Origin of the sequence: Shewanella sp. SM74 (assembly GCF_025653725.1) — a bacterium.
Classification (GTDB): Bacteria; Pseudomonadota; Gammaproteobacteria; order Enterobacterales; family Shewanellaceae; genus Shewanella; species Shewanella oncorhynchi.
This window is the reverse complement of sequence record NZ_JAKKRZ010000020.1, coordinates 12,185-38,289: the sequence shown is the minus strand read 5'-3', so window position 1 is coordinate 38,289 and position 26,105 is coordinate 12,185. Positions and strand designations below refer to the sequence as shown.

Here is a 26,105-nt window from a genome sequence, read left to right as displayed (position 1 = left end):
TACATTGTGGCTCATAAGTACTATTGCGTCACTTACATTTTGTTGTGAACAGTAGAGCATCCCGGCGTGCCGCCGTCGGGCTCGCGGGCGTTGCCCCGCGCCCCGCGCCTCGTGCCGAGTCGCGGCCATGCGGCTTTGATCCCTGATGCCTCCGGCCGTCTCTTCGCTCCTGGCCTGCGCGCGGCGCTTGCCCTCCAGGGGATCGGCTGGACAGCCCATCCCCGCCGCGCCTTGCTTGGCGCCCCTCGCATGCACCGAACAGGTTGCACCTGATCGACCAACAGCCATCCAGCTAGGCGTGCCGCTGGCACGCAGGGGCGCTCGCCGCGCGGCGTTGGTTTCAGCGCACCCCCTGGCCCATTGGCCGCTGTTCGTCTTTCCCCAAGTTCATCGCTTTTTCCCGCGACCGTAGCCCGCGGTGCCTGGCCGTCAAGGCGCGCAGGGCCGAGTCCTCGCTGCGCTGCGGGCCGCACCAACCCTGCGCTTCTCCCTTGACGGCCAGTCCCTCGCTGGCCCGGTTTTTCGCGGGCGATGAACTCAGGAAAGACGGCGGCAAACAGGACCGGCCCAGGTCTCTGCGCCGAACCAACCGAAGCCACAACGGGCTCCGAATCTTGGAATCCGGTCAGCTTTGAAACCACAGCAACTCATTGGAGAAAACCATGCAACTCGCATCTCGATTCGCTTCCCATTCCCCGACGCTGCGCAGTGACTACCCGCTGTCCGACGACCAAATCCGCCGCGTAGCCCCGTCCATCTTCGCGGAGGCCCCGCACGATAGCCGCTCCGAACGGTACGCCTACATTCCCACCGCCGCCGTGCTGGCGGAACTGCGCAAGGAAGGGTTTGAACCCTTCATGGCAGCGCAAACCCGCGTGCGGCACGACGACCGCCGCGACTACACCAAACACATGATTCGCCTGCGCCATGCCAGTCAGATCAACGGCGCGGAAGCCAATGAAATCGTGCTGCTGAACTCGCACGACGGCACCAGCAGCTATCAGATGCTGGCCGGAATGTTCCGGTTCGTTTGCAGCAATGGCCTTGTGTGCGGCGATACCGTGGCCGATGTGCGCGTGCCGCACAAGGGCGACGTGGCCGGTTCTGTCATCGAAGGCGCTTTCGAGGTGTTGAGCGGCTTCGAACGCGTGAAGGAATCCCGCGACCTGATGCGCGCTATCACGCTGGACGAAGGCGAAGCCGAAGTGTTCGCCCGTTCCGCGCTGGCCCTCAAGTACGACCCCACCGATAACAAGCCCGCGCCCATCACGGAAAGCCAAATCCTGATGCCGCGCCGGTTCGACGACCGCCGCCCGGACTTGTGGAGCGTGTTCAACCGCACCCAAGAAAACCTGACCAAAGGCGGATTGCATGGCCGCAGCGCCAACGGACGCCGCCAGCAGACCCGCCCCGTGCAGGGCATTGATTCCGATGTGCGCCTCAATCGCGCCCTCTGGATGTTGGCCGATGGCCTGCGCCAGTTGAAGGCCTGATTCCCCACGCGGCAGGGGCAGGCAGCAGCCCTTGCCGCTTTCTTCGCTGCTGCATCCCTGAACCGATAGGAGTTATCACCATGAACGCCATTACCCAAACCGAAGCCCGCGCCCTCAACACCGCCGCCGCTATCCCGCTGGAAGCCGCCGACCCGACCAAGAACCTGATTTTGGTTCCGCTGTCGCGGCTGGTGTCGCGTCCTGCTGGCCGCAACGTGCGCAAGACCCCGCGCATGTCCATTCCCGAACTCGCCGCGAGCATTCAGCGTGTCGGCCTGCTGCAAAACCTCATCGTCATTGCCGCCGCCGATGGCGAGCATTACGAAGTCGTGGCCGGTGGCCGCAGGCTGGCCGCGTTGAAGCTGCTGGCGAAGAAGCGCCGCATCAGCAAGGAATGGGAAGTGCCTTGCCTGTTGGTGGCCGATGGCACCGCCCGCACGGCCAGCCTCACCGAGAACGTGCAGCGCGAAGCCATGCACCCCGCCGACCAGTTCGAGGCATTCGCCGCGCTGGTGGCCGAAGGCCGACCCATCGAGGACATAGCCGCCGATTTCAGCGTCACGCCGCTGGTGGTGCAGCGCCGCTTGAAGCTGGCGAACGTCTCGCCCCGGCTGCTGGCCGACTACCGCGCCGAAGCCGTGACGCTCGATCAGTTGATGGCCCTTGCCATCACCGACGACCACGCCGCGCAGGAAACCGCGTTCTACGACGCGCCGACGTGGCAGCGCAACCCTTCCCAATTGCGCGACCGCCTCACCGAGCGCGAGATTGACGCATACCGGCATCCGCTGGTGCGTTTCGTGGGGCTGGATACCTACGGAGCCGCAGGCGGTGGTGTGCGCCGTGACCTGTTCGCGGAAGGTGACGCGGGCGTGTATCTGACCGATGCCGCGCTGCTGGAACGGCTGGCGCAAGACAAGCTGGCAGGTATCGCCGCCGAGGTGAAGGACGAAGGCTGGGCGTGGGTGGATGCCACCCCCGCCGTGACCCATGCCGACCTGCACGCCTTCCAGCGTGCGCCGAGGGAGCGCCGCGAACCGAACAAGCGCGAAGCGCAGCGCATCGAGAAGCTGCAAACCAAGATGCACGAACTGGCCGCCGCCGTGGATGACGCGCTTGATACCGAGGACGAGGAAAAGGCCGATGCCTTGCAGGAAGAAGGCGAAGCCGTGGGCGAGCAGTTGCAGGCGCTGGAAGATGGCTTGCAGGACTACGGCACGACCGTGAAGGCCGCAGCCGGTGCCATCGTCACCATCGACCGCAACGGGCAGGCAGTGATTCATCGCGGGTTGATGCGCGAGGCCGAGGCCAAGGCGCTGCGCACACTGGAACGCCTGCGCCAAGGTTTCGGCAGCGAAAGCGAAGCCGGGAACGACGACGAAGGCGAGGACGACGAGCAGCCCAAGACCGCCGCCATGTCCGACAAGCTGGCGCAGCGGTTGAGCGCCCACCGCACCGCCGCGCTGCAAATCGAAGTCGCCCGGCATCCGCAAGTGGCGCTGGCCGCGCTGGTGCATGGCATGGTGCAGACCGTCTTGCAGGGCAGCCACTACGGCCACGACTTGCCGCTGGGCGTGAGCCTGAAAGCGCAAGACCGGCTGGAAGGCATCGCCCCGGATATACCGGATTCGCCCGCCGCCGTGGCGCTGCGCGAGTTGCAGCAGGTAGCAGGCGAAGGCTTGCCGGAGGACAGCGCCGAACTGTTCGCCGTGCTGCTAGCGAAGTCGCAAGATGAACTGGTGCGGCTGCTGGCGATATCCGTGGCCGTCACGGTGGACGTGGTGACACCCCGCGCCACGCCGCAGCAACCGGGCGCGGAACTGGCGCAGGCTGTCGGCTTGGACATGGCCGCATGGTGGAAGCCCACCAATGAGGGTTATTTCCGGCATGTGCCGAAGGCCGCGATTCTGGAAGCCGTGGAGCAGTACGCCCCGGCGCACGTCACCCGGCTGGCGAAGTTGAAGAAGGCCGACATTGCCAGCGAAGCCGAGCGGCTGGCCGATGGCACCGGCTGGATGCCTGCCATCTTCAAGGCCGAAGGCACCGACGACACCACGGCGCAGGATGCGCCGCAGGCGGTGACGAACGACGAGCCGGAAGCCATCGACAACGACGACGAGCAGCAGGCCCACGCACTCGCCGCCTGACCTTCACCACCACCGAGCGCCCCGGTTTCGGCCGGGGCGCTTCGCTGTTCCATCAGCATCGGCCCCAGGCCGTTCCGCCCTGGTGCCGATGGTCAAAAATCCGGGCGCGGCGGTGGCCGCGCCCGGTTTCCAAGCCCAAAGCCAGAACGCCCCTTCGCCGCCTTCGGGCGGACGGCGAAGGGGCGGCGCACAAGTGACCTTGTGCGCGGGAAACCCTCGAAGCCCATAAGTGCGTCGGCGCACAGCGCCGACGACATTCCGAACGCGCCCCACCGCAATGGACGGGCGTGTGGGGCTACGCCCCGGCTTGCTGCCGCAGGTTGCACGAAAGCGTGCCGTCCTCGACGCTGGCGGTTCGTCGCCTGTACGTCACGAAGGACGGTTCACCGACACGCCGCCCGGCCTTGCAATGGAGCTTCCACGCCACGCCTCACGCAAAGGGCCGCAAGCAGCAGTAGGGACGCTTTCACCTTGTCGCTGGGCATTGTCCTTGCCCGTGTCAGGGCGCAGGCCGGTGAAGCCGTCGCGCGGGGATGCCGAGTCGGCCATGCCTCCATTCGGGAGCGGGCGGCCAGTACGTCCTTGTGTTGTTGTGAATCCTGGCGGTGGCTGGGCTTCATGGCCGCAACCTTCCAGCGAAAACAATTCCCCCTGCGCTGCGCGCATTCCTCGCGGGACAAATTCTTTTCGCTTCCAGGTTCTCCACGGTGTTGCGACCGCTGCGCGGTGCGGCCAGCCCATCCCCCGCCGGACGGATCACAACAAGGACGCACTGGCGCGACCTTGTTCAACCCGAAAGGAGAAATCATCATGGCTAACATCGGCACCTTCACCGCAGAGAAAGACGGCTTCACCGGCCAGCTCCGCACCCTGACCCTCAACTTCAAGGTCAAGCTGGTTCCCAACGACAAGGGCGAGAACGAAAGCGCCCCGGACTTCCGCCTGCAAGCGGCCGGCCACGACTTCGGCGCGGCGTGGAAGAAAACCAGCGAGGCCGGGCGGGATTACCTGTCGGTGGCCATCGACGATCCTTCATTCCCGGCGACGGTCTATGCCCGCCTGATCGAAGGCGAGAATGACACGCACGACCTCATCTGGTCGCGCAGCAAGCCCAAGGCGGCCTGACGGCCGCCCACCGCGCCCCGCCCATTGCGGCGGGGCGCGGTGCTGCTGATCGCAGCATCGCACGCACAGGGTTTCGGCAGTTGCCCCATGTCCCGCATGTCCAAGGCCAGCATTGCATTGGTGATGGTCGAATGGCTCGAAGCCCGTGGCAGTAGGAACAGCATGGCGTGTCGGCGCATTGCGCCGCCGGGCTTTCGGGCTGCGCCCCATGCCGCCAATGGCGTCATGTCCATTCGGCTTCAATCCCTCACGCCTTCGCGCCTGGCGGCGCTGCGCGCTCCGCTTGCGGGCATTCAGACGCGCTAGGGCGCGTCGCGCTCTTTCAGCACGGCCTCGAACTCCTGGCGCACCCGCGCCAGCAGTTCGTCGGCCTTGTGCGTGTCGTCGCCGGCGTAGGCCAGCGTCAACAGCGTCAGCGGATGCACTTCCATGACCTCGCACAGCTCGGTCAGCTTGTGCAGGGTCGGACTTTTCAAGTCGCGCTCCAGCGTACTCATATAGGTGCGGCTGGACACGTCGGAGAACGCTTCCTGGCTCAAGCCTCGCGCCTTCCTGACTGTCCGTATTGCCGTTGCCAATGAGTGTTTCGCTGTCACTAACTTGGTTTCCCCATAAAAACCAAGATGACAGCCCATTGCGCCCTATAGGGCTACAATCTATAGTGTTCATTCATGGCTGAAAGGCCCGCTTTCGTGCTTTTACGGAAATCCGCAGATGCGGATTCCGACAGAACCGGGGAATCGCATCCGTGTCTTTCCGGCTTCCGACAATTCCGCTTCGGCGCTTCTGTTCTTCTACGGATGCGATGGCTTGCACATCGGTGCTTCCACACGAATGCACGGATGCGTTTCGGCAGTTCTGCGCTTCGGCACCAAAGCGCATTCGCGCATCGTCGGTTTCGTGGAGAAGCTGCCCATGACCCTGCCGCTTGTCACCGCTGATGAACGCGCCCGGCTGCTGGCCCACGGCGCGGCGCTCGCCGCTGGTCAGCGGCTCGACCCGCTGCCCGTGGTGCGCTTGTTCACCCCGGACGCGCATGTGACCTGGCTGCTGGTGTCGCTCGACCCGGCGGATGGCGACACGGCCTACGGCCTGATCGACCTCGGTATCGGTATGCCTGAGCTCGGGATGGTCAAGCTGTCCGACCTGGCGGGCATCGTCGGGCCGCGCAAGCTGCCGGTGCGGCGGGATCGGTATTTCCAGGCGGTGCGCCCGTTATCGGAGTACGTCCGGCTGGCGCAGGAGAACGGCGCGATCACGGACTGATGAAAACCAGCGCGGCCTAGCCAGCCGGGGCGCATCGTGACTATTTCAATCTTGATCAAGACCGTGCAGGTCTGAATCCGCATTCTTGCACCGAAGTGGTGCGATCCTGTTGAAAACAGTCCTGATCTTGGGCGCGGGCTGCGGCACGGTGTTCGGTGCTGCGCGTCATTTTCCTGAAGGCGTAGCCGTCGCATTCAGACGATTTCCGCAACACGCAGAGCCAAATGGTCTTGACACCGACAGTTACAGCCTAACCAATTTTGATGACGACCTGATGGCATTTCGATAGTTCCCGCATCGCGGAAATCGTGGCGACGCATCCCAAACAGAGGGAGGTTTCGCCATGACTGATCGCAGCGCCGAACACTGGTATCCGACAGCGGCCTATCTCTACGTTCTGCACCTTGACGGCCCTGCGCTGGCGTGGGAATACCTGCGCCGAAATCCCGACTACCGCCGCGACTGGCTGCGCCGCCGCCGCCGGCCGGACACGGCGCAGGCGTGGGGCCTGCGCCTGCTGGAAGACCCAGCCCTGGATGCGCGCGACGCGCATCCGGCCTGGTTTCCCGATCACGATGCCGTCGTGCAGGTTTACCCGGACGATGACCCGCCACCCGAAGCCCATGCCTTCGAGTTCTGGCGCGTCCCTGGCCGCAAGCAACTGATCCACGACGGCAAGCGCCTGGTGCTGGTGTCGCATTGGCCCGGCTGCTGCCTGCGGCTCGCGCTCGCGCCGGGCCTGGAAGACGGCATGGCCTACCTCTACGCCACCCGCGCCTGCGCCACGCCCTGCGCGCGCTATCGCACGCTCGCGTCCGAGCTGGACGCATTGGCCGTGGCCACGGTTGCCACGCCTGCGGCGGCGGCCCGTTCCAGGCCCACGACGGCCGCGGTGCTGGAACTGCACACCTTGCAGACGCTCGACGCGACCCTGGCGGGCGCGTCATTGCGCGAAGTGGCCGAAGGGCTGTTCGGCGCCGATGCCGTCGCCGCCGACTGGCACAAGGACAGCGCCTTACGTGCCCGCGTGCGGCGGCTGGTACGTCGTGGCGATGCGCTGATGCGTGGCGGCTATCGCCGCCTGGCACAGCTTCCGCCGCCGTTGCAGTAGGGGGGGACGTTTCGCGTCCCCCGTAGATCGTCCCTTAGCAAGCAGCCTCGCTTTCTTGAAAGTGCCTCTAACCGGCCGCGTGGTGTGGCCGGGCTTGATGGAGGTACATCCCATGCGACCCGCTCCCTTGCGGCCTGCCGCCGCTGCTGTCGCTGCGCCTGCGCAGCCCCAACGCTACCTGACCAACGACGAAGCCGCCGAGTACCTGCGCCTGTCGCCACGCACGCTGGAGAAACAGCGCGTGATCGGCGGCGGCCCGAAGTTCCGCAAGTTCGGCCGCCGCGTCATGTACGCGGTGTCCGACCTCGATGCCTGGGCCGACCAGCGCAGCTACGAGGCGACTTCCGACCCGGAATATGCCGAACGCCACGCGGGCGATTACCGTGATGGCCGCTGATCGCTGGCGCGTGGGTGGCCGTCGCCATGTCCAGCCCGCCAGGGCAAGCCTTGCAGCGCGAACAGCTCGACCTGTTCCGCGCGCTGCCGGGCGACATGGCACCCCGCGACAGCCAGGACTTGATGGCCTTTCCGTTCTTCTCGCTGGCGAAGTCGCGGCGTACCGCGCCGATCGACTTCCGCGCCGGCGGCATCACCATCCGCGTGGAGGGTACGCAGGAGCACGGCATCGCAACGATATGGGATGCCGACCTGCTGATTTGGGCCGCCTCGCAGATCGTGGAGGCGCGCGACGCGGGCTTGCGCCCGTCGCGCTGGATACGCGCCACTCCCTACGAGATCCTGCGCTTCATCGGGCGCGGCACGTCTCTCAACGACTACCTGCGCCTGAAAGCCGCGCTCGACCGGCTGCAATCGACCACGGTGGCCACGTCCATCCGCGAAACCACGGGAAGGCGATTGCATCGCTTCTCGTGGATCAACGAGTGGAAGGAACTGGCCGATGCCAGCGGCGTGCCGCTGGGCATCGAACTGATCCTGCCGGACTGGTTCTATGCGGGCGTGCTCGATGCCGCCTTGGTGCTGACCATCGACCCAGCCTATTTCCGCTTGAAGGGCGGGATCGAGCGCTGGCTGTACCGCCTGGTGCGCAAGCACGGCGGCAAGCAGCCGGGCGGCTGGCAATTCGACTTCCGGCACCTGCACCGCAAGTCGGGCAGCGCTGCGCGCTTCTCCGACTTCGCTTACGACCTGCGCGTCCTGGTGGCGCGGCAGTCGCTGCCCGGCTACGTCCTGGGCATCGAGCGAATGCCGGACGACGGACAAGAACTGCTGACCTTCCGGCCCGTGCTGCACACGGCACGGGGATAACTCGTGGAAAAGGTGTGGACGGCCTCGTGCTATCAGGAGTACCGGGTATCGTGCTATCGGGAGTACGCCTATCGTGCTATCAGGAGTACGAAAACGCCGGAAAGCCAATAACGGCGCGGGTTTGCGGCCCCTCTAACTTCCCTAACAAGAAATACATAACTTTTAGTAGAAGCGCGCCGTTTCGGTGGACAACCGAGAAACGGCACGGCGAACAGCGTTTTGCACGGCAGGTAAAGCCCGGCTTTCCAGCAGGGAGGGCCGCGCCATGATCCTCGCTCTGCTCAACCAGAAAGGCGGTGTCGGCAAGACCACGCTCGCCACGCACATCGCGGGCGAACTGGCGATGCGCGGCCAGCATGTCGTCCTGCTCGATGCCGACCCGCAGGGTTCATCCCTGGACTGGACGCAGCGCAGAAGCCAGCAAGGCTTGCCACGGCTGTTCAGCGCCGTGGGCCTCGCACGCGAAACGCTGCATCAGGAAGCGCCAGAACTCGCCAGGCGGGCCGATCACGTCATCATCGACGGGCCGCCGCGCATCGCCGCCTTGGCGCGCTCCGCGCTGCTGGCGGCCGAGCGCGTGCTGATCCCGGTGCAGCCCAGCCCCTACGACCTCTGGGCCAGCTCGGAAATGGTTTCGCTGATCCGCGAGGCGCAGGTGTTCCGGCCGCTGCTCCGCGCGGCCTTCGTCATCAACCGGCGCGTCAGCACCACCATCATCGGGCGCGAGGCGCGGCAATCGCTCGCCGAACAGCCGCTGCCCGCGCTGCGCTCGGAGGTGCATCAGCGCATCGTCTTCGCCGACAGCGTGGCCGCTGGCCGGCTCGCACGCGAGACAGCGCCCGACAGTGCCGCCGCCCGCGAAATCACCGCCCTGGTGGACGAACTGCTGCGGTGGCCGACATGACAGCGCAGCAGCCACCCAACAGCAAACGCACGGGCAAGCGCGTCGGCATCGGCGCACGTCCGCCCGCGAATCCGCACGCCGAGGCGTGGATTCGTCAGGGCGATGCCGACGCGCTGGGCAAAGGCGACCTCTACACGGCCCGCCTCACGCTCGACATCACGCCCGCCATGCGGGCGCGCATCAAGGTGTCGGCCTTCACGCAAGGCGTGACCGTGGCCGACCTGCTGCGCGGCCTGCTGGAGCGGGAGTTTCCGCCGGAGAACACACCATGAACGCATTCGCTTGGCCTGCCGCGAACGCGGCACCGGCTGCGCCGCTGCCTGCGCTTTCGGCACTCGCCGGACAGGCCGGCAATGTGCCGCTGACGCGCGTTTCGCTGGCCTACCTCGAACATCGCTTCAAGCTCTACCTGCGCTTCGGCGAACCGGCGCGCACGCTTCAGCTCGACCGCTGGCGGCGCTGCGCGGTGTTCCTGCCGGGCGCGATGCTCTGCCGCATCCGCTGGCAGGCCAACGACTACGGCACGATCCGCTGGCAACTCATGGTGATGCAGGCTTGCACACCGCTGGACGCGGCGCAGCGCATCCCCGGTGTTCAGCCGGGCGCGCGCTTGCTCCTACACACCGAAGGCGATGCCAACGTGCGCGCCGTGCTGGAGCGCATCGACGGCATCGAGGCGCTGGGCATCGCTGCCATCGACGTGTCGCCGGCGTACTGGCGCACGCTGGGCAACCGTCTTGCGGCTCGCCTTGCGCTGCCCGAATACACCACCGAGCGGCATACCGCCTGGCTGGCCGGGAAGGTGCTGCCATGACCGCCCCGACCACCACACCCAACGCGCCCGACGTGGCGCCGCGTCCTCGCTCACGCCTGCGCGCTCGCATCGTGCTGGCGACACTGGCCGCCATCGGCTTCGCTGCGCTGGCCTGGGCGGCTTTCGTGTCGCCGCTGCCGCGTCTGACCTACAACCCGTCCGACAGCGTGGCGGTCGGCTGGTATCGCATTGACCCGTTCGACCCGCGCACCGCCTCGCTGCCACGTCCGTTGTCCGTGGACAGCATCGTGCTGGTGCCGCTTCCGGCCACGGCTGCCGCGCTCGCTGCGCAGCGCGGCTACCTGCCGACGCGCGTTCCGCTGCTCAAACGTGTGGGCGCGGTCGCGCCGCAACACGTCTGCATCGTCGCCGGTCAGGTACGCATCGACGGCGTGCCTTCGGCCGCCGTACTGCCCGCCGACCGGCTGGGCCGGGCGCTGCCGTCCTTGCAGCTTTGCCGCCGCCTTGAACCGGGCGAACTGCTCCTGTTGAGCGTGACGAATCCAGCATCGTTCGACAGCCGCTATTTCGGCCCGGTCAGCGCATCCGCCGTGATCGGCGTTGCGCATCCGGTGTGGCCGGAGATACGCCCATGATGGCCGCCGATTCGCTGCGCTCTGACGTGCCATCGGGCATGTCGTTCTGCTGGCTGCTTCAGTGTCGCTGCGCCTGTCGTGCCGGTGCATTCGCACCGCACGTCGCGCAGCATCCGGCGCAGCCGTCCAACGTTCAGGCGTCTTGCCTCGAACGCGCCCGGCCTGCGGCCATTGGCGCTTTCGCCGGCGCGCTGTCTGTTCACGCAGCAGCGCCGCCGGGCCGCCGTTGCCTGGAGCGACAGCGAAGGGCAAAGGCGGAAGGCAAGACAAAAGGACGCGGCACCTGGCCGCGTCGAAAGCCAGTCAGCACATGGGGGGAACGCGGCACGGAGCGGCTTCGCCACCGTGCCGCGTTTGGCGCGAGGGTCGCGCCAATGCTGGCATGTCCGCGTGCTTCGCACGACAGGACACGCCCAAGCTTGCGGGGAGCGCAGCCATGACCGACAGCCGCGACGACGACTTTCGCGTGCGCCCCAGCGCCCCGAAGAACCGGGGCAAGGGCCAGGGGCAGAGCTTCGTTTCCAAGGTGCTCAAGCAGGCCGGCAAAGCCAGCAGCGGCAAGTCGGCAGTACGCCGTCCTGGCGCGGCTGGCACCGGCCAGCGGCCCGGCTCTCGGCTCGGACGTGGCCACACGGCGGCGCGCTTCGCCGGGGCGAAGCTAATGCCCATGTCGCGGCGCGTGACCATCAAGACCTTGCTGGTCAATCACCAGCGGGCCAGCCCGCAATCGCTCGCCAAGCACCTGCGCTACATCGAGCGCGACGGCGCGGGTCGCGATGGCGAACCGGGCCGGGGCTACGGGCCACAGGCCGACGAAGCCGATCTGGACGCCTTCAAGGAACGCTGCGCCGACGACCGGCACCATTTCCGCTTCATCGTCTCGCCCGAGGACGGGGCCGAGCTGGACGACCTGCGCACCTACACCCGGCATCTGGTGAGCCGCATGGAAGCCGACCTGGGCACGCGGCTGGATTGGGTGGCGGTGGATCACTGGAACACCGACAACCCGCACACCCACCTGATCGTGCGCGGGCGCGACGACACCGGCAAAGACCTCATCATCGCGGGTGACTACATCGCCCACGGCTTCCGCCATCGCGCCGCCGAGCTGGCGACCGAGTGGCTGGGGCCGCGCACCGAACTGGAGATTCAGCAGACCTTGAGGCGCGAGGTGGAACAGGAGCGGTGGACGAGCCTGGATCGCACCTTGCAGCGCGAGACCGGCGAGGATGGCCGGGTGCATGTCGAACGGCTCAACGAGCCGAGGTTGCAACGCCAGCGCCTGCTGCTGATCGGCCGCCTGCAACGCTTGCAGCGCCTGGGCCTAGCCGACGAGGTGCAGCCCGGCACCTGGGCCATTCATGCCGATGCCGAGAAGACCTTGCGTGCCCTGGGTGAGCGTGGCGACATCATCCGAACGATGCAGCGGGCCATGAGCGGCCAGCCGCGTGAGCTGGCGGTGTTCGAGCCGGGCGACGATGGTCGCAGCCTCATCGGCCGCGTGGCCGCGAAGGGGCTTGCCGATGAGTTGCACGACCGAGGCTATCTGATCATCGACGGCACGGACGGTAAGGCCCACTACGTTGCACTGAACGCCCGCGACGAACTGGCGAACTATCCCACGGGCGCTGTGGTAGAGGTGAAGGGTTCGACTGAGGTGCGCACGGCCGACAAGAACATCGCCTCGCTGGCGAGCGATGGCCTGTACCGCACCGATCATCACCTGGTAATCGAGCAGGGCCGGGCTACGCCCGGACGCGACCCGCAGGAAGTCGTCGCCGCTCATGTCCGGCGGCTGGAAGCCCTGCGCCGGGCTTGCATCGTGGAGCGCGTGGCCGAAGGGCTATGGAAGGTACCGGACGACCTGGCCGAGCGTGGCCGCCAATACGACGCGCAACGGCTGGGCGATGTAGCCGTAGAGCTGAAATCACACCTTCCTATTGAACGGCAGGCCCGCGTCATCGGCGCGACTTGGCTTGACCAGCAACTGATCGGCGGTGGCCGTGGGCTGGGCAACTTGGGCTTTGGCGGTGATACCAAGCAGGCCATACAGCAGCGAGCCGATTTCCTCGAAGAACAGGGGCTGGCACAGCGCCGCGGGCAGCGCGTCATCCTCGCGCGCAACCTGCTGGGCACGCTACGCAATCGGGAACTAGTGCAGGCCGCGAAAGACATTGCGGCGGAAACCGGCCTAGAGCATCGCCCGGTGGCCGACGGGCAGCGCGTAGCCGGTATCTACCGGCGTTCCATTATGCTCGCCAGCGGGCGCTACGCGATGCTCGATGACGGCATGGGGTTCAGCCTTGTGCCGTGGCGGCCGGTAATTGAGCCGCGACTGGGACAACAGCTTGCCGCAAAGGTTATCGGCGGAAGTGCCTCTTGGGAACTTGGACGAAAGCCCAGTATCGGTATCAGTTAGATATCAAGGGAAGCTGAGTACCAGGCGCAGTCTGCTTGGCTGCTGTGATTCTTCTTAGAGATTCAATCAATGCCATAAACTCCTTGGATTGCCTCAGTGCTTCGCCTCCCGCAGTTTGCAGGTCCAAGACATCCGTAGCCTCGATCGTGAAGGCTGTGGGCACGCGCAGCAGCGAATGCCGGATCTTGTCGTCCGGCACGTCGTTCAGACTTACGCTTACTACGTAGATTTCTGCGTCGGCCGCAAAGGGGCTGTCCGCTTGGCCACGGGTGCGGACAATCTCGGAACGCCAGTGTTGCAGGTCGTCGTTAAGCATGGCCAGCGTCACCTGGGTCTCGCGAGCGCCGGCACCGAAGATCAGCGACTCAAGTACTTGCGTCGTGCTGGGAACTCGGTCGCTACTGTCCACTCTCTCGCTCAGTCCTCGTTCGGAGTTCACCGTCACCAACACGAGTCGGCGCAAGCTTCCGGGCTTGACCTCCGAGAAATTGGCGCTCATTGAGCCCGAAGCTACTAGCCGGTCTAGCATCAGACGTACGCCGAGGTTGTCGGAGACACCACCGTCCACGAGGTGGATATAGGGCCGATCGTGCGCATTGAGGTAGCTGTCTATGCCGCTTTGCAGGATGCGTGATCTGTAATTTTGCCCTCTGACAGGCAAAGATCGGAGAGGCGGCGGACAGGTATTGGCGTTGTTTCGCACCGTTACGGGCGACAGCACCAGCGGTACTGCCGACGAGGCCGCCACCGCGAAAGACAGCGGCGTTGCATCGAGGTCGGAACAGATTAGCCGGAATTGCTCGGTGGTGAAATCGAAAGGGGCACCGGTCGTGAGGTCGGTTGCCGTGATCATCAGTTCGGGCGCGCCCGGTCGTCGGCGCACGTCACCAAAGGTGCGGCCTTCAAAAAGTTCGTCCAAGCGTTGAGCCAGGATCTGGCTGCGCCCAAACCAAGGTGAAGTTAGTCTATAAAGACGCTCAGGCCACAGAGCTTCACGTATGAGTCGCCCCTCAAAAGGCACAAGCAGAAAATCCGGCTCGAAACGAGTCAGCGTGGCATCGCCGAAGGCCGCGAAGTGCGCGGCAAGGATGCTGCCCCCCGACACTCCGCTGACCAGGAACACCTGATCCAACAGAGTGGTCTCCTGGCCCTCTAGCGCGAAGCGTGTGGCCTTGAGTTCGCGCAGCACGCCCAGGCCGAAGGCCGCCGCCCGAGCGCCCCCGCCTGACAGTGTCACCGCTACAACCACCGGTTGGTTGACCTCCGACGGCCTGATGCGTTGGTCGTTCTCGGCGAGAGACATTAAGGCGGCGTCGGAAAGTGTCGGGTTGATCCAAGGACGGTAAGTGGAACACCCTGTCAGAACTACCGTTGCCAGCACACCGGCCAAACTCCATCGTGTGAATTTACACACCTCCAGGCGCTTTACCTCTGCAAGCAGCACCACGCAGCGTTTCGAATAGACAAGAACGAGAAACGCCGGCAATTTTGCGACGAAGCAGAGCCACTCCAGAATGCTGCAGACGTTACAAGAACGGCACCCTACGAATCCCCTTGATGAGGCTCCTCGCGATCCGCGCGAAGTTATGGAATAGCAGCTATTCACGAGCCAGCACTTCTCCAAGCGCTATTGATCCGTTCAAGGCAGGTGGTGATTGCAGACTTTGCATGCCCGAGCAGTGTGTAGGAGCCTTTGAAATCCGCGAGAGCGTTGCCGTGCTCGAAGCAGCTAGCAGCAGCCACCCGACGATCTGTTTGTTCATCTACTGCCTCAAACTCCAAACTAGCTCCCCCAGTTGTCACTGGTCCAACAAGCAACGTCGTTAGGGTGTTGACTGCTCTATTGGGCGTCTCAATGGTCGTAATTGCCACACGCACACGTATGCGGCCTGACGATGCGGGAGCTTCGGACTTAGTTTGGAGATGTCGCAGTTCACTGTTGACGTGATCGAGAAGCTCTCGCACTTGCTCAGCTTCAAGCCCACCTATGCGTCCAGTTGCCGTCACTACCTGAGCATCCTCGACTAATATTTCCCGGTAACGACTGGGTTCAAAGCCTGGCGCCTTGAAGAGCAGAACATTTTCGTACTTCGTTTTTCCCAATACATCGTAATCACCAAGAAACCCTGATCGAGTCATTCCGTTTGAAGCACAGCCAGATAAGGTTGCCGTGAGGCCTGCCAGCAGCACAAAATGGATTAATGAAATAGGGCGTTTCATATATAAGTGGTACAGGAACGCACCTTTGCTCATTCCTGCCCGTGCAACGACCGCGTCAAGCGTTAGGTGCCCGGCACCTCCCTCCATGACTACGTCACGCGCAGCTTGAAGGATGCGCTCCCGTGTTTGTTGCGCTTTCTTAGAGATGGAGGGGGCTTCAGCGCCGTTGTCCGCCGAATGCGACTCCTCTGGGCTTGATTTCATACGAGTTGCCATGGTGAAACTCCAAAGATGCTTGATTTTTGAACCGTCTGGACGGTATAGTACACGCCATGAACTATGCCCGTCAAGACGGCCTCCTCAATTCACAACCTAGTGGCTCAACATGTCCGATCCCTACGCCCGCCGCGGCCTTACTGCTGTTGCATTCCTATCGATCACGCTTCTCGCCGCGTGCAGCCACTCGCCTCACAGGGTGGAGACATCACGCGTTGAGGTTCCGGCCAAATTCATGAACGAAGCGGGTCTGGCTGTGCAGCAGGTGCCAGCACAAGCACTCCCGGCCGAGTGGTGGACGGCGTACGGTGATCCGCTGATTGACGCGCTGGTGCGCAACGCGCTGGAGCACAACACCGATCTCGCTATTGCAAGAGCGCGGATTGATGAAGCTGTGGCGATCACCCGACGTACACGCGCTTCAATGTTCCCTAGCTTGGCGCTCACGCCCCAAGCAACGCGCGCGCGCGACTTTTCTTTGGCACCGACCATCAGCAGCGATGCCAGGCTTCCGCTGTCGGCTTCATGGGAAGTTGATCTAGCGGGCCGCCTCTCGCATGCCGCTGATGGCGCACGGATGGACGCAGTTGCTGTCGAACAGAACTGGTTCGCGACACGTTGGCAGATCGCCTTTGAGACAGTGTCCGCTGCACTGCAGCAGCGGCAGGCGGCAGAGCTGGAAGATCTGGCAAAAGAGCGACTTCAAGTCGCCGAGCGCCTTGAGCGTCTGACAGAGCAGAAGTTCAAGGCAGGTCAAGCTACGGGCTTTGACATTGAACGCACGCGTTCCGAGGTCATCGCCCTCCGGGTGGAGCAAGAGCAGTTGCGACGCGTACGCGGCGAAGCAACGCATGCCTTGGATGTGCTCGTTGGCCGGATTCCGGGGGCGCTTGGCAGCGGTCCTGCGCTTGCCTCTCTCACCATGCCCGATTGGACTCCCAGAAGCGTGCCAGGCGAATTGCTGCAGCAGCGCCCCGACGTCAGAGCCGCGCAGGCGCGTCTTGCAGCGGCGACGGCGCGATGGAACGCAGCAGAAGGCGAGCGGTTCCCCAAACTTGTGCTCGATTTGAGTGGTGGGCGCCAACGCTTCGAGAACAACGGAACACGTGTGGCAGGGAACATTTTCTCTCTGGGCTTGGGTGTGACGCTTCCGATCTTTGACGGTGGAGCAATACAAGCGGGAATCGACGAGGGCTCAGCACGCAGTCGCGGCGCACAGGCTGACCTGGAACGCACGGTTTTGCTTGCGCTTCAGGATGTGGAGAACGCTTATCTGGGCTGGCAGACCCAGCGGACTTCTCTGCAGCATCAGGTCGATGGTCTTGTCGTCGCTGATCGACTCCTTGACCGCAGTCGACGCCTCTTTGAGGCGGGACAGGTGGATGCGACCGTTGTTGCAGAAGCGGAGCGTGGCACCTTGTCCCAGCGAGCGGCTCTGGTCCGTGCTCGCGCCGACGCAGCCGTGCAATGGGGTGTTCTCGCTAAAGCGCTTTCTGGTTCGCCAGAGCATGTGAATCTGCAATCTTCACCCTGAGTCCTTGAGTTGGAAGAACGCAGCATGGCAGCGAGTTTTAAATACTGAATAGATCGACGATTAGTAGGGGACGCATGGAAATTCGACATCTACGTTGTTTTATGGCGCTCGCCGAGGAACTTCACTTCGCTCGCGCCGCTGCGAAACTGCATATTGAGCAGTCCCCACTGTCTCGCACGATCAAAGAACTCGAAGAGGAGTTAGGAGCACAGCTCTTTATTCGGAACACGAGAAGCACGCGTTTGACACGAGCTGGGTTGATGCTCATGGAGCACGCACCTCGGGTGTTCGCATCCTTGCAACAGGCGCGGGACTGCGTGAAGGCAGCAAAAAATGGCTTTCATGGACAACTCCGCGTCGCCTTGTCAGACGGCGCAACACTACTGTGCTTACCAGCCCTATTGGCGTTGTGTCGCGAGGAGGAGCCCGAGGTTGAGATTCGCTTTTTTGAGGTGCCACTATCCCAACAAATCAAAGGATTGCACGACGACCTGTATGACGTCGGCTTTGCACAGTCCGACGACGTAGGTGATGGAATCGTCGCACTTCCCGCGTGGACTGACACGCTTATGGTGGCGCTGCCAGCTCGGCATCCGTTGCTGGCTCTTAAGCGAATTCCATTGGATGAACTGCTGCGCTACCCGCTAGTGCTATCTGATCCTCAAGTGTGCGAGGGCCACGCCAAGCACATTGAGCGAGTACTTAGCCGGGCTGAAATGCAGCCTCTAGTTGCCGAGCGGGTTACCACTTTCGACCTGATGATGGCGTTGGTATCTGCCGGTTTTGCACTCGGACTTACAGGGGCTGCACACATTGCAGCCTCCCGAGAGCCAGGAGTCGTGGCGAGGCCGCTTTCGACACGCGTACCACCTTTGACGACCTATCTACTCAGACTTGAAGGCGATCCGTTTGACGAGCTTGCGCGCTTCATTCAGCGAGTACAGGCCATCGAATTGCCAGAGTTTCTCAGGTCAACAAAAAGCCGAAATCCCGATCTTCCGGAGGAATTGATGCCATGAGACTCGCCATCACGCTCGTCGCTGCAATGCTAGTCGCATGCGGTCAATCTGATAAACCGCACAAAGCCACTAGTGCAGAAAAGAAAACCCCGACAGTAGAAGAGCTGGTGGCAGACCCGGAACAGCTCAAGAAGTTGCGCCAGCAATGCAAGACGGATCGGCCTACTTTGGGCGAACTGCTTTGCAACCGGGTAGCGGAGGCAACACGTAAGCGGTTCTACGGTGACGGAAAAACGCCATACACACCGCCCAAAGAATCCCCCAAATTCTGAAATTCAGCAATTCAGCAATTCAGCAATTCAGCAATTCAGCAATTCAGCAATTCAGCAATTCAGCAATTCAGCAATTCAGCAATTCAGCAATTCGCTAGTCTGCCTGAATCTTCTGTTCGGCACGCTGATATTCGCCGGCGCTTACGGAGTCACTCCCTGGCTAGACACAGCGCGAATTCATTCTTTCTTATCGACCTTTCTGCCCCAAACGGTCTTTGACCGGCACTAAGCCAGCACCGATCCTGACGCCTGCGGCACATTTCTAAGCCGCGTTTCCCAAGGGAATCAGCGTAGGAGAGATTGGAGGCGGGGCTATGCAAGGTACGAATGTGCTGTTCGGTCAGATAGCCGTGGTATTCGGCATCGTGATCGCGGGTGTGTGGGGCGCCACACAATGGACGGCAGCAGCCCTTGGCTATCAGGTACGCCTTGGCTCCCCCTGGTTTGATTTCCTCGGCACACCGATCTACCTCCCGTGGAAGCTGTTTGAGTGGTGGTTCTTCTTCGATGCCTACGCGCCACGCGTTTTCGACACGGGCGGTGCCATAGCGGGTGGCAGTGGCTTGCTGGCGGTGGTGGTCGCAGTCTGCATGTCGATCTGGCGCTCTCGTCAATCACGCCTAGTCACGACCTATGGCTCGGCACGCTGGGCAAGTACGGAGGACATTCGCAAAGCCGGCCTTACGCAGCCGATCGGCGTGTTCCTCGGTCAGCACGATGGCAAGTACCTTCGGCATGAAGGCCCGGAACACATCCTCACTTTCGCGCCCACGCGCTCAGGCAAAGGCGTCGGCCTTGTGGTGCCGACGCTGCTTTCTTGGCCTGCATCCGCCGTAGTCCACGACATCAAGGGCGAGAATTGGCAGATCACCGCAGGTTGGCGCTCACGCTACTCACACTGCCTGCTGTTCAATCCGACCGATGCGAAGTCGGCGGCCTACAACCCGCTGCTAGAAGTTCGGCGCGGCGCACATGAAGTGCGTGACGTACAGAACATAGCCGACATTCTGGTCGATCCAGAAGGCGCGCTTGAGAAGCGCAACCATTGGGAGAAGACTTCGCACGCGCTGCTGGTCGGGGCCATCCTGCATGTGCTCTACGCGGGCGAGGACAAGACGCTGCGCGGCGTCGCCAATTTCCTCTCCGATCCGGCCAGCCCCTTCGAGCTGACCTTGCACCGGATGATGACCACACAGCACCTCGTGAACGTGGAAGGTGGTGGCCCGCATCCAGTCGTCGCTTCGGCGGCGCGCGAAGTGCTCAACAAGTCGGACAACGAGCGTTCCGGCGTGTTGAGCACCGCCATGTCGTTCCTGGGCCTCTACCGCGACCCCACGGTGGCCGAAGTCACCTCGCGCTGCGACTGGCGTATCGCCGACCTGATCGCGTCCGAGCATCCGGTGTCGCTTTATCTGGTAGTGCCACCTTCGGATATTTCGCGGACGAAACCGCTCATTCGCCTGATCCTCAACCAGATCGGCCGACGGCTCACCGAATCGCTCGACGGCAGCGACGGCATCGAACGCCGCCACAAGCTGCTGCTGATGCTCGATGAGTTCCCGGCGCTGGGCCGCCTGGACTTCTTCGAGACGGCGCTTGCCTTCATGGCGGGCTACGGAATCCGCAGTTTTCTTATCGCCCAATCGCTCAACCAGATCGACAAAGCCTACGGCCAGAACCATTCGATTCTGGATAACTGCCATGTCCGCGTGACGTTCGCCACCAACGATGAACGCACTGCGAAACGGATCTCCGAAACGCTTGGCACCGCTACCGAACTGCGCGCGCAGCGCAACTATGCCGGGCACAGATTGGCACCGTGGCTGGGGCACCTCATGGTGTCGCGGCAGGAGACGGCCCGCCCGCTACTGACGCCCGGTGAAGTGATGCAGCTTCCGACTGAGGAAGCTGTGGTGATGGTGTCCAGCGTGGCACCGATCAAGGCCAAGAAGCTGCGCTACTACGCCGACGCGAATTTCAAGAACCGCGTTTTACCGCCGCCTGTGCTCGCGGCCGGGCAATACGCGGACGCGCCACCGGCCCGGCCCGACGACTGGAGCGGCCTATCGATCCCAGCCGTGTCAACGGTCCGGGCTGCGGGCCTGTCCGGCGATGGCACAGGCACCGCCGATGACGGCGGCCCACGCCGACAGCCGGAGCTATCCGAAGTCAGCGAATACAGCCCCGAACCGCTGCTCGCCGGCCATGACCTGACTCTGCTCGATGACGACGACGACCTGCCGCTGCCGCTTCCCGGCCAGCTCGACCCGGCCATGCAGCGCACGGCCCGGCTGGCTTCCCTCGACCCCAACGACGGAATCGACTTATGAGCCAATACCGCCTCAATCTGTTCATTCAGCCCGAGCACGCCAAGCGTCTCGAAGAACTGGCCGCCAAGAAAGGCGTGTCCAAGTCGTCCATTGTCGCGGCGGCGCTCGCGTCGTGGCTATCGCCCGATGCTGGCGACCAGCGCGAGGCGGCCATCGCCAAGCGGCTCGATCGCCTGTCGCGGCAGGCCGAGCGCATGGAGCGCGACCAGAACATCCAGATCGAAACACTGGCGCTGTTCATCCGCTACTTCCTGACCGTCAGCACCCCGATTCCCGAAGCCCATCAGGACGCAGCTCGCGCCCAAGGCAAAGCGCGTTTCGAGCAATTCGTGGAGCGGCTCGGCCGCCACCTGCTGCGTGGCCGCAGCCTGGTGCGCGACGTTGTGGAAGAACTGCACCCAGACCCGGCGCGAATGGATGACGCGGAGGCACTGGCTGAAGCGCAGGAGCGTGCCTCATGAGCGCCATTCCGCAAACCCCGCCCGAACTCTCATCCGCCGCAACCTCTCTGGATCGCCGTATCCAGATGCTGCGCACGGCAATGGGGCCAGTCATCGCCGCTGCGCTGGCCGACCCCGACGTGGTGGAAATCATGCTCAACCCCGACCGCACCCTATGGGTGGATCGGTTGTCATCGGGCCGCATGCCGCTGGGCGTGGAGCTGTCCCAAGACGATGGCGAACGCATCATCCGGCTGGTGGCTGCGCACGTCGGCGCAGAGGTGCATCGCGGGCGGCCGCTGCTGACCGCCGAGCTGCCCGAAACCGGCGAGCGGTTCGAGGGCATCTTGCCGCCCGCAGCGCCCGGCCCAGCCTTCGCGCTGCGCAAGCGCGCCGTGAGCATCATCGGGCTGGATCGCTATGTGGCCGACGGCATCTTGACCACAGGCCAGGCCGAGTTCCTGCGCCGCGCCGTGCGTGAGCGCCAGAACATCCTGATCGCCGGGGCGACGAGCAGCGGCAAAACCACACTCGCCAATGCCTTGCTTGCGGAGATCGCCGCCACGGGCGACCGCGTGCTTGTGCTCGAAGACACCATCGAGCTGCAATGCGCAGCCCGCGACCATGTGCCGCTGCGCACCCGCGCTGGCGTCGTGTCTATGACCGAGCTGGTGCGGGCCACGATGCGCCTGCGCCCCGACCGCGTGATCGTCGGCGAGGTACGCGGCGGCGAAGCCCTGGACTTGGTTAAGGTGTGGGGCACCGGCCACCCCGGCGGCATCGCCACCATCCACGCCGGTTCCGCGCTGGGCGCGCTGCTGCGCCTCGAACAGTTGATTCTTGAAGTGGCGGTGAACCCACCGCGTGCGCTGATCGCCGAGGCGGTCAACGTCGTGATCCACATCGCCGGGCGTGGCCGCAAGCGCCGCGTCGAAAGCATCGCCCGTGTCGTCGGTTTCGACGGCACCGGCTATCGCCTGGCGGACGCGCTGGAAACACCGTTTCCCGAGCTGATGCCGGTTCCTCTCGCAGCCGATGCCGCTGCGCCTTCCTCGTCCCTTGACCTACCTGGAGAACTGCCATGACGCAGATGCACGTTCACGCTTTCCGTAATTCCGTAAATCCGGTTTCAACCATCGCACGCCTGCGGCGGCTGGCCGGCCCCGCGCACCACGGCCTGCTGCTGGCCGCAGTCATGCTGATGACGGCGGGCACGGCGAAGGCATCCGGCTCCTCGATGCCGTGGGAAGGCCCGCTGCAATCCATTCTGGAGTCGATTCAGGGGCCGGTGGCACGCATCGTCGCGGTCATCATCATCATCGCCACGGGCCTCGCGCTCGCCTTCGGCGACACGTCGGGCGGCTTTCGCAAGCTGATCCAGATCGTGTTCGGTTTGAGCATCGCGTTCGCCGCGTCCTCGTTCTTCCTGTCGTTCTTCAGCTTCTCCGGCGGGGCTGTCGTATGAGTGGCCCGGATAGCTTCGCGGCCGGCTTCGAGGTGCCGCTACATCGCTCGCTGACCGAGCCGCTCTTGATGGGCGGCGCACCGCGCACGGTGGCGATTGCCAACGGCACGCTAGCCGCTGCCGTCGGGCTGGGCCTGCAACTCTGGATTCCTGGCGTAGTGCTCTGGATCGTCGGTCACTCGCTGGCCGTGTGGGGCGCGAGGGTCGATCCGCAGTTCATGCAGGTCTTCGCCCGGCACATCAAGCACAAGCCGCTGCTGGACGTGTAGGAGACGCCGCCATGCTTAACCTTGCCGAATACCGCCAGCGGCCCGCCTTGCTGGCCGACTGGCTTCCCTGGGCTGGGCTGATCGCGCCGGGCGTGGTGCTGAACAAGGATGGCTCGTTTCAGCGCACGGCGCGCTTTCGCGGGCCTGATCTGGACAGCGCCACGCAGGGCGAATTGATCGCCACGACGGCACGGCTAAACAACGCGTTGCGCCGGCTGGGTTCGGGCTGGGCGCTGTTCGTGGAAGCCGAGCGCCAGTCGGCCGCGGACTATCCGCATTCCGACTTTCCCGAACCGCTGTCCTGGCTGGTGGACGAAGAACGCCGCGCTGCCTTTGAGGAATCGGGGAACCACTACGAAAGCAGCTATCACCTGACGCTAGCCTATCTGCCGCCGGAGGAATCCCGCGCTCGTGCAGCCAAGCTGCTCTACGAGCACGCGCCGGGCGATGGTGTGGACTGGCGCGGTCGGCTTGACGCCTTCCTGGCAGAAACGGATCGGGTTTTCGACCTGCTCGATGGCGTGATGCCAGAAATCGTCTGGTTGGACGATGCCGCGACGCTGACTTATCTTCACGCCACGGTGTCCACGCGGCGCTACCGGCTGGCCGTGCCCGAGGTGCCTTTCCACCTCGACGCACTGCTGGCCGATTCCGCCCTAGTCGGCGGCCTTGCGCCCATGCTGGGTGACCAGCATCTGCGCGTGGTGTCGGTGCGGGGCTTTCCGACCTCGACCTGGCCGGGCCTGCTGGACGACCTCAATCGCCTGGGCTTTGCCTATCGCTGGAGTACCCGGTTTCTCTGCCTCGATAAAGCCGAGGCGGAAAAGGAGCTGGGCCGCCTGCGTCGCCAGTGGTTTGCGAAACGGAAGAATGTCATTGCGCTACTGCGCGAAACCATCTTCCAGCAGGAATCGCCGCTGGTGGACACGGATGCCAGCAACAAGGCGGCCGACGCGGATGCCGCCTTGCAAGAGCTTGGCAGCGATCAAGTCGCCTTCGGCTACCTCACCGCCACGGTGACGGTGTTCGATGACGACCCTGCCGTAGCCGACGAAAAGCTGCGCATGGTGGAACGTGTCATCCAAGGACGTGGCTTCGTCACCATCCCCGAAACCTTAAATGCAGTCGATGCGTGGCTGTCGTCCATACCAGGCAATGCCTATGCCAACGTGCGCCAGCCCATCGTCTCGACGCTGAATCTGGCGCACATGATGCCGGTGTCCGCCGTGTGGGCTGGGCCGGAGAAAAACGCCCATCTCGACGGCCCGCCGCTGATCGTCACGCGCACGGATGGCGCGACGCCGTTCCGGCTGGTGACGCACATCGGCGACGTGGGGCATACGCTGGTCGCGGGGCCGACGGGCATGGGAAAATCTGTCCTGCTGGCGATGCTCGCCTTGCAGTTCCGCCGCTATGGCGGCTCGCGCATCTTCGCCTTCGACATGGGGCGATCCATGCGGGCGACGGTGCTGGGCCTGGGCGGCGAACACTACGACCTCGGCGCGGACGGCGCCATTGCCTTTCAGCCCTTGGCCCGTATCGACAGCGAAGGCTATCGCACCTGGGCCGCCGAGTGGATCGAAGGCCGCCTGCTGCATGAAGGCGTGACCGTCGGCCCCGACGAGAAAGCCGCCATTTGGTCGGCGCTCGGCAGCCTCGCTGGTGCGCCGGTGGAGCAGCGCACGATGACCGGGCTTTCGGTGCTGCTGCAATCGAACGCGCTGCGGCAGGCATTGTCGCCGTATGTGCTGGGCGGCGCGCACGGCAAGCTACTGGATGCCGACCGCGACCGGCTCGGCAGCGGCGACGTGCAGGGCTTTGAGATGGAAGAGCTAATGCACAGCCCCGCCGCCGTGCAAGCGGTGCTGCGCTACTTGTTCGCCCGCTTCGATGCACGTTTCGACGGTGCTCCCACGCTGCTGATTCTCGATGAAGCCTGGCTATTCCTTGATGAACCGTCCTTCGCGGCACGCATCCGGCAATGGTTGAAAACTCTGCGCAAGAAAAACGTGTCGGTGATCTTCGCCACGCAGTCGCTTGCCGACATCAAGGATTCGACCATCGCGCCCGCGATCATCGAAAGCTGCGCGAGCCGGATTTTCTTGCCCAACCCGCAGGCGACCGAGCCGCAGATTCGCACGGTCTACGAGGGCTTTGGCCTCAACAGTCGGCAAATCGAAATCGTCGCCACCGCGCAGCCCAAGCGCGACTACTACTACCAATCGCGCCTGGGCAATCGTCTGTTCGACCTCGACCTGGGGCCAGCCGCGCTCGCCTTCTCGGGCGCATCCACACCGCAAGACCAACGCGACATTGACCGAGTGCTGACGCAGGCCGGCGCTCCCGGCTTCGCCGGTGCGTGGCTACGCCATCGCGGCCTCGATTGGGCCGCCGACCTGCTGCCGTCCTCGCCGTCGGCGGCTTCTTTCCTCGCTACTCAACCCCTGGAGATTTCGCCATGAAGACCCGTGTACTTTCCGTTTCGCTCGCCGCCGCGCTGGCCGGCTCGCTGATGCTCGCTCAGCCAGCGGCGGCGCTCACTTTCGTTGATCCCGTCAACTTGGTGCAGAACACGCTGACTGCCATCCGCACGCTGGAGCAGATCAACAACCAGATCAACCAGCTCCAGAACGAAGCGCAGATGTTGATGAACCAGGCGCGCAACCTGGCGAATCTCGACTTCAACATCGTCAACCGGCTGCGCTCGACGCTCGCCACGACTGAACGCCTGATTGCCGAGGCGCAAGGGCTGGCCTACGACGTGCAGAGCATGGATGCCACGTTCTCGCGCCTGTACCCGGAGCAGTACGCCGCCACCATCAGCGGCGACCGCATGGCACAGGACGCACGCGAACGCTGGAAGAACACGCTCGACGGCCTGCACACCGCGATGCGGATGCAGGCGCAGGTGTCGCAGAACCTGACGCAAGACGAAAGCGCGCTGGCCGACCTCGTGAGCCAAAGCCAATCGGCCACGGGTGCGCTGCAAGCGATGCAGGCAACGAACCAGCTTCTCGCCTTGCAGGCCAAGCAGTCCATCCAGGCCCAGCAGCTCCAGATCACACAAGACAGGGCGGCCTCGCTGGAGCTGGCGCGGCAGGCAGCGGCCACCGAGCGCGCCCGCGAAGTGCGGCGGCGCTTCCTGGGCACCGGCACGCCGTACACACCGCAGTCCGTCAACTTCTACAACAACTGACGG

The 26,105-nt window shown here is 64.1% G+C and carries 25 protein-coding genes; 22 read left to right on the top strand and 3 right to left on the bottom strand.

What is annotated here, in order from left to right; translation table 11 throughout:
• Positions 1-662 precede the first annotated feature (662 nt).
• The 3 genes from L5M49_RS18110 to L5M49_RS18100 all read left to right on the top strand — a co-directional run bounded on the left by L5M49_RS18110 (position 663) and on the right by L5M49_RS18100 (position 4,765).
• On the top strand, positions 663-1,493 hold the full coding sequence (locus L5M49_RS18110) for a DUF932 domain-containing protein (protein WP_004883049.1): 831 nt from the start codon (positions 663-665) through the stop codon (positions 1,491-1,493).
• 80 nt (positions 1,494-1,573) lie between these two features.
• The gene (locus L5M49_RS18105; protein WP_004883050.1) at positions 1,574-3,640 is read left to right on the top strand and encodes a ParB/RepB/Spo0J family partition protein; all 2,067 of its coding nucleotides are present in this window, start codon (positions 1,574-1,576) and stop codon (positions 3,638-3,640) included.
• Positions 3,641-4,450: 810 nt separating this feature from the next.
• Entirely contained in the window at positions 4,451-4,765 is a 315-nt protein-coding gene (locus L5M49_RS18100) for a DUF736 domain-containing protein (protein WP_004883051.1), read from the top strand.
• Positions 4,766-5,067: 302 nt separating this feature from the next.
• Here the strand turns inward: L5M49_RS18100 and L5M49_RS18095 are convergent, their stop codons facing one another.
• Positions 5,068-5,361, bottom strand: a complete 294-nt coding sequence (locus tag L5M49_RS18095; RefSeq protein WP_064717570.1) for a helix-turn-helix domain-containing protein — start codon at positions 5,359-5,361, stop codon at positions 5,068-5,070.
• 319 nt (positions 5,362-5,680) lie between these two features.
• Here L5M49_RS18095 and L5M49_RS18090 point away from each other — a divergent pair, with 319 nt between their 5' ends.
• From L5M49_RS18090 to L5M49_RS18050, 9 genes are all read left to right on the top strand, one after another.
• Positions 5,681-6,031 (top strand): DUF2958 domain-containing protein, encoded by a 351-nt coding sequence (locus L5M49_RS18090; protein WP_028699139.1) that lies wholly within the window; start codon positions 5,681-5,683, stop codon positions 6,029-6,031.
• 343 nt (positions 6,032-6,374) lie between these two features.
• The gene (locus L5M49_RS18085) at positions 6,375-7,142 is read left to right on the top strand and encodes a DUF2285 domain-containing protein (RefSeq protein WP_004883055.1); all 768 of its coding nucleotides are present in this window, start codon (positions 6,375-6,377) and stop codon (positions 7,140-7,142) included.
• Between the two features lie 112 nt (positions 7,143-7,254).
• On the top strand, positions 7,255-7,539 hold the full coding sequence (locus L5M49_RS18080; protein WP_004883058.1) for a helix-turn-helix transcriptional regulator: 285 nt from the start codon (positions 7,255-7,257) through the stop codon (positions 7,537-7,539).
• Positions 7,540-7,565: 26 nt separating this feature from the next.
• Positions 7,566-8,408 carry a replication initiator protein A gene (locus L5M49_RS18075; RefSeq protein ID WP_004883059.1) on the top strand — a complete coding sequence of 281 codons (843 nt, stop codon included), beginning with the start codon at positions 7,566-7,568 and terminating at the stop codon, positions 8,406-8,408.
• A gap of 265 nt (positions 8,409-8,673) precedes the next feature.
• Entirely contained in the window at positions 8,674-9,312 is a 639-nt protein-coding gene (gene parA / locus L5M49_RS18070; RefSeq protein WP_004883061.1) for a ParA family partition ATPase, read from the top strand.
• Positions 9,309-9,584: a hypothetical protein gene (locus tag L5M49_RS18065; RefSeq protein ID WP_004883063.1), complete on the top strand. Its 276-nt coding sequence runs from the start codon at positions 9,309-9,311 to the stop codon at positions 9,582-9,584. The genes parA and L5M49_RS18065 overlap by 4 nt, the downstream gene beginning before the upstream one ends.
• Positions 9,581-10,126: a DUF2840 domain-containing protein gene (locus tag L5M49_RS18060; protein ID WP_004883064.1), complete on the top strand. Its 546-nt coding sequence runs from the start codon at positions 9,581-9,583 to the stop codon at positions 10,124-10,126. Before L5M49_RS18065 ends, L5M49_RS18060 begins: the two co-directional genes overlap by 4 nt.
• Positions 10,123-10,722 carry a S26 family signal peptidase gene (locus L5M49_RS18055; protein WP_004883067.1) on the top strand — a complete coding sequence of 200 codons (600 nt, stop codon included), beginning with the start codon at positions 10,123-10,125 and terminating at the stop codon, positions 10,720-10,722. The genes L5M49_RS18060 and L5M49_RS18055 overlap by 4 nt, the downstream gene beginning before the upstream one ends.
• 436 nt (positions 10,723-11,158) lie before the next feature.
• Entirely contained in the window at positions 11,159-13,141 is a 1,983-nt protein-coding gene (locus tag L5M49_RS18050; RefSeq protein ID WP_004883068.1) for a relaxase/mobilization nuclease domain-containing protein, read from the top strand.
• Here the strand turns inward: L5M49_RS18050 and L5M49_RS18045 are convergent.
• Complete coding sequence (locus L5M49_RS18045; protein WP_197069153.1) at positions 13,134-14,627, bottom strand: patatin-like phospholipase family protein; 1,494 nt, start codon at positions 14,625-14,627, stop codon at positions 13,134-13,136. The two genes, L5M49_RS18050 and L5M49_RS18045, sit on opposite strands and share 8 nt — an antisense overlap.
• A gap of 116 nt (positions 14,628-14,743) precedes the next feature.
• The gene (locus L5M49_RS18040; protein ID WP_263266597.1) at positions 14,744-15,577 is read right to left on the bottom strand and encodes a DUF3313 family protein; all 834 of its coding nucleotides are present in this window, start codon (positions 15,575-15,577) and stop codon (positions 14,744-14,746) included.
• Between the two features lie 109 nt (positions 15,578-15,686).
• On the opposite strand from L5M49_RS18040, the gene L5M49_RS18035 reads away from it, so the two are divergent.
• The 10 genes from L5M49_RS18035 to trbJ all read left to right on the top strand — a co-directional run bounded on the left by L5M49_RS18035 (position 15,687) and on the right by trbJ (position 26,102).
• A complete protein-coding gene (locus tag L5M49_RS18035; RefSeq protein WP_028699135.1) occupies positions 15,687-17,111 on the top strand; it encodes an efflux transporter outer membrane subunit in 1,425 nt (474 codons plus the stop codon).
• A 74-nt stretch (positions 17,112-17,185) separates the two neighbouring features.
• Positions 17,186-18,130, top strand: a complete 945-nt coding sequence (locus L5M49_RS18030; RefSeq protein ID WP_004883081.1) for a LysR family transcriptional regulator — start codon at positions 17,186-17,188, stop codon at positions 18,128-18,130.
• Positions 18,127-18,402 (top strand): EexN family lipoprotein, encoded by a 276-nt coding sequence (locus tag L5M49_RS18025; protein WP_004883082.1) that lies wholly within the window; start codon positions 18,127-18,129, stop codon positions 18,400-18,402. The genes L5M49_RS18030 and L5M49_RS18025 overlap by 4 nt, the downstream gene beginning before the upstream one ends.
• Positions 18,403-18,716: 314 nt before the next feature.
• The gene (locus L5M49_RS18020) at positions 18,717-20,732 is read left to right on the top strand and encodes a conjugal transfer protein TraG (protein ID WP_004883083.1); all 2,016 of its coding nucleotides are present in this window, start codon (positions 18,717-18,719) and stop codon (positions 20,730-20,732) included.
• Positions 20,729-21,193, top strand: coding sequence for a ribbon-helix-helix protein, CopG family (locus L5M49_RS18015; RefSeq protein WP_004883086.1), 465 nt, complete (start codon positions 20,729-20,731; stop codon positions 21,191-21,193). Before L5M49_RS18020 ends, L5M49_RS18015 begins: the two co-directional genes overlap by 4 nt.
• Positions 21,190-22,257 (top strand): P-type conjugative transfer ATPase TrbB, encoded by a 1,068-nt coding sequence (gene trbB / locus L5M49_RS18010; protein WP_004883088.1) that lies wholly within the window; start codon positions 21,190-21,192, stop codon positions 22,255-22,257. Before L5M49_RS18015 ends, trbB begins: the two co-directional genes overlap by 4 nt.
• Entirely contained in the window at positions 22,254-22,637 is a 384-nt protein-coding gene (locus L5M49_RS18005; protein WP_004883090.1) for a TrbC/VirB2 family protein, read from the top strand. Before trbB ends, L5M49_RS18005 begins: the two co-directional genes overlap by 4 nt.
• The gene (locus L5M49_RS18000; protein WP_004883097.1) at positions 22,634-22,906 is read left to right on the top strand and encodes a VirB3 family type IV secretion system protein; all 273 of its coding nucleotides are present in this window, start codon (positions 22,634-22,636) and stop codon (positions 22,904-22,906) included. Before L5M49_RS18005 ends, L5M49_RS18000 begins: the two co-directional genes overlap by 4 nt.
• An 11-nt stretch (positions 22,907-22,917) precedes the next feature.
• Entirely contained in the window at positions 22,918-25,368 is a 2,451-nt protein-coding gene (gene trbE, locus L5M49_RS17995; RefSeq protein WP_004883099.1) for a conjugal transfer protein TrbE, read from the top strand.
• Positions 25,365-26,102 (top strand): P-type conjugative transfer protein TrbJ, encoded by a 738-nt coding sequence (trbJ, locus tag L5M49_RS17990; RefSeq protein WP_004883101.1) that lies wholly within the window; start codon positions 25,365-25,367, stop codon positions 26,100-26,102. The genes trbE and trbJ overlap by 4 nt, the downstream gene beginning before the upstream one ends.
• Positions 26,103-26,105: the final 3 nt, after the last annotated feature.

What these genes read in the sequence shown, in the direction of transcription:
- trbE (WP_004883099.1), top strand. Translation starts at nt 22,918, where the DNA reads ATGCTTAACCTTGCCGAATACCGCCAGCGGCCCGCCTTGCTGGCCGAC.
- L5M49_RS18100 (WP_004883051.1), top strand. Translation starts at nt 4,451, where the DNA reads ATGGCTAACATCGGCACCTTCACCGCAGAGAAAGACGGCTTCACCGGC.
- L5M49_RS18025 (WP_004883082.1), top strand. Translation starts at nt 18,127, where the DNA reads ATGAGACTCGCCATCACGCTCGTCGCTGCAATGCTAGTCGCATGCGGT.
- L5M49_RS18020 (WP_004883083.1), top strand. Translation starts at nt 18,717, where the DNA reads ATGCAAGGTACGAATGTGCTGTTCGGTCAGATAGCCGTGGTATTCGGC.
- L5M49_RS18110 (WP_004883049.1), top strand. Translation starts at nt 663, where the DNA reads ATGCAACTCGCATCTCGATTCGCTTCCCATTCCCCGACGCTGCGCAGT.
- L5M49_RS18040 (WP_263266597.1), bottom strand. Translation starts at nt 15,577, where the DNA reads ATGGCAACTCGTATGAAATCAAGCCCAGAGGAGTCGCATTCGGCGGAC.
- L5M49_RS18035 (WP_028699135.1), top strand. Translation starts at nt 15,687, where the DNA reads ATGTCCGATCCCTACGCCCGCCGCGGCCTTACTGCTGTTGCATTCCTA.
- trbB (WP_004883088.1), top strand. Translation starts at nt 21,190, where the DNA reads ATGAGCGCCATTCCGCAAACCCCGCCCGAACTCTCATCCGCCGCAACC.
- parA (WP_004883061.1), top strand. Translation starts at nt 8,674, where the DNA reads ATGATCCTCGCTCTGCTCAACCAGAAAGGCGGTGTCGGCAAGACCACG.
- L5M49_RS18060 (WP_004883064.1), top strand. Translation starts at nt 9,581, where the DNA reads ATGAACGCATTCGCTTGGCCTGCCGCGAACGCGGCACCGGCTGCGCCG.
- L5M49_RS18030 (WP_004883081.1), top strand. Translation starts at nt 17,186, where the DNA reads ATGGAAATTCGACATCTACGTTGTTTTATGGCGCTCGCCGAGGAACTT.
- L5M49_RS18000 (WP_004883097.1), top strand. Translation starts at nt 22,634, where the DNA reads ATGAGTGGCCCGGATAGCTTCGCGGCCGGCTTCGAGGTGCCGCTACAT.
- L5M49_RS18005 (WP_004883090.1), top strand. Translation starts at nt 22,254, where the DNA reads ATGACGCAGATGCACGTTCACGCTTTCCGTAATTCCGTAAATCCGGTT.
- L5M49_RS18105 (WP_004883050.1), top strand. Translation starts at nt 1,574, where the DNA reads ATGAACGCCATTACCCAAACCGAAGCCCGCGCCCTCAACACCGCCGCC.
- L5M49_RS18080 (WP_004883058.1), top strand. Translation starts at nt 7,255, where the DNA reads ATGCGACCCGCTCCCTTGCGGCCTGCCGCCGCTGCTGTCGCTGCGCCT.
- L5M49_RS18065 (WP_004883063.1), top strand. Translation starts at nt 9,309, where the DNA reads ATGACAGCGCAGCAGCCACCCAACAGCAAACGCACGGGCAAGCGCGTC.
- L5M49_RS18055 (WP_004883067.1), top strand. Translation starts at nt 10,123, where the DNA reads ATGACCGCCCCGACCACCACACCCAACGCGCCCGACGTGGCGCCGCGT.
- L5M49_RS18085 (WP_004883055.1), top strand. Translation starts at nt 6,375, where the DNA reads ATGACTGATCGCAGCGCCGAACACTGGTATCCGACAGCGGCCTATCTC.
- L5M49_RS18075 (WP_004883059.1), top strand. Translation starts at nt 7,566, where the DNA reads ATGTCCAGCCCGCCAGGGCAAGCCTTGCAGCGCGAACAGCTCGACCTG.
- trbJ (WP_004883101.1), top strand. Translation starts at nt 25,365, where the DNA reads ATGAAGACCCGTGTACTTTCCGTTTCGCTCGCCGCCGCGCTGGCCGGC.
- L5M49_RS18050 (WP_004883068.1), top strand. Translation starts at nt 11,159, where the DNA reads ATGACCGACAGCCGCGACGACGACTTTCGCGTGCGCCCCAGCGCCCCG.
- L5M49_RS18090 (WP_028699139.1), top strand. Translation starts at nt 5,681, where the DNA reads ATGACCCTGCCGCTTGTCACCGCTGATGAACGCGCCCGGCTGCTGGCC.
- L5M49_RS18015 (WP_004883086.1), top strand. Translation starts at nt 20,729, where the DNA reads ATGAGCCAATACCGCCTCAATCTGTTCATTCAGCCCGAGCACGCCAAG.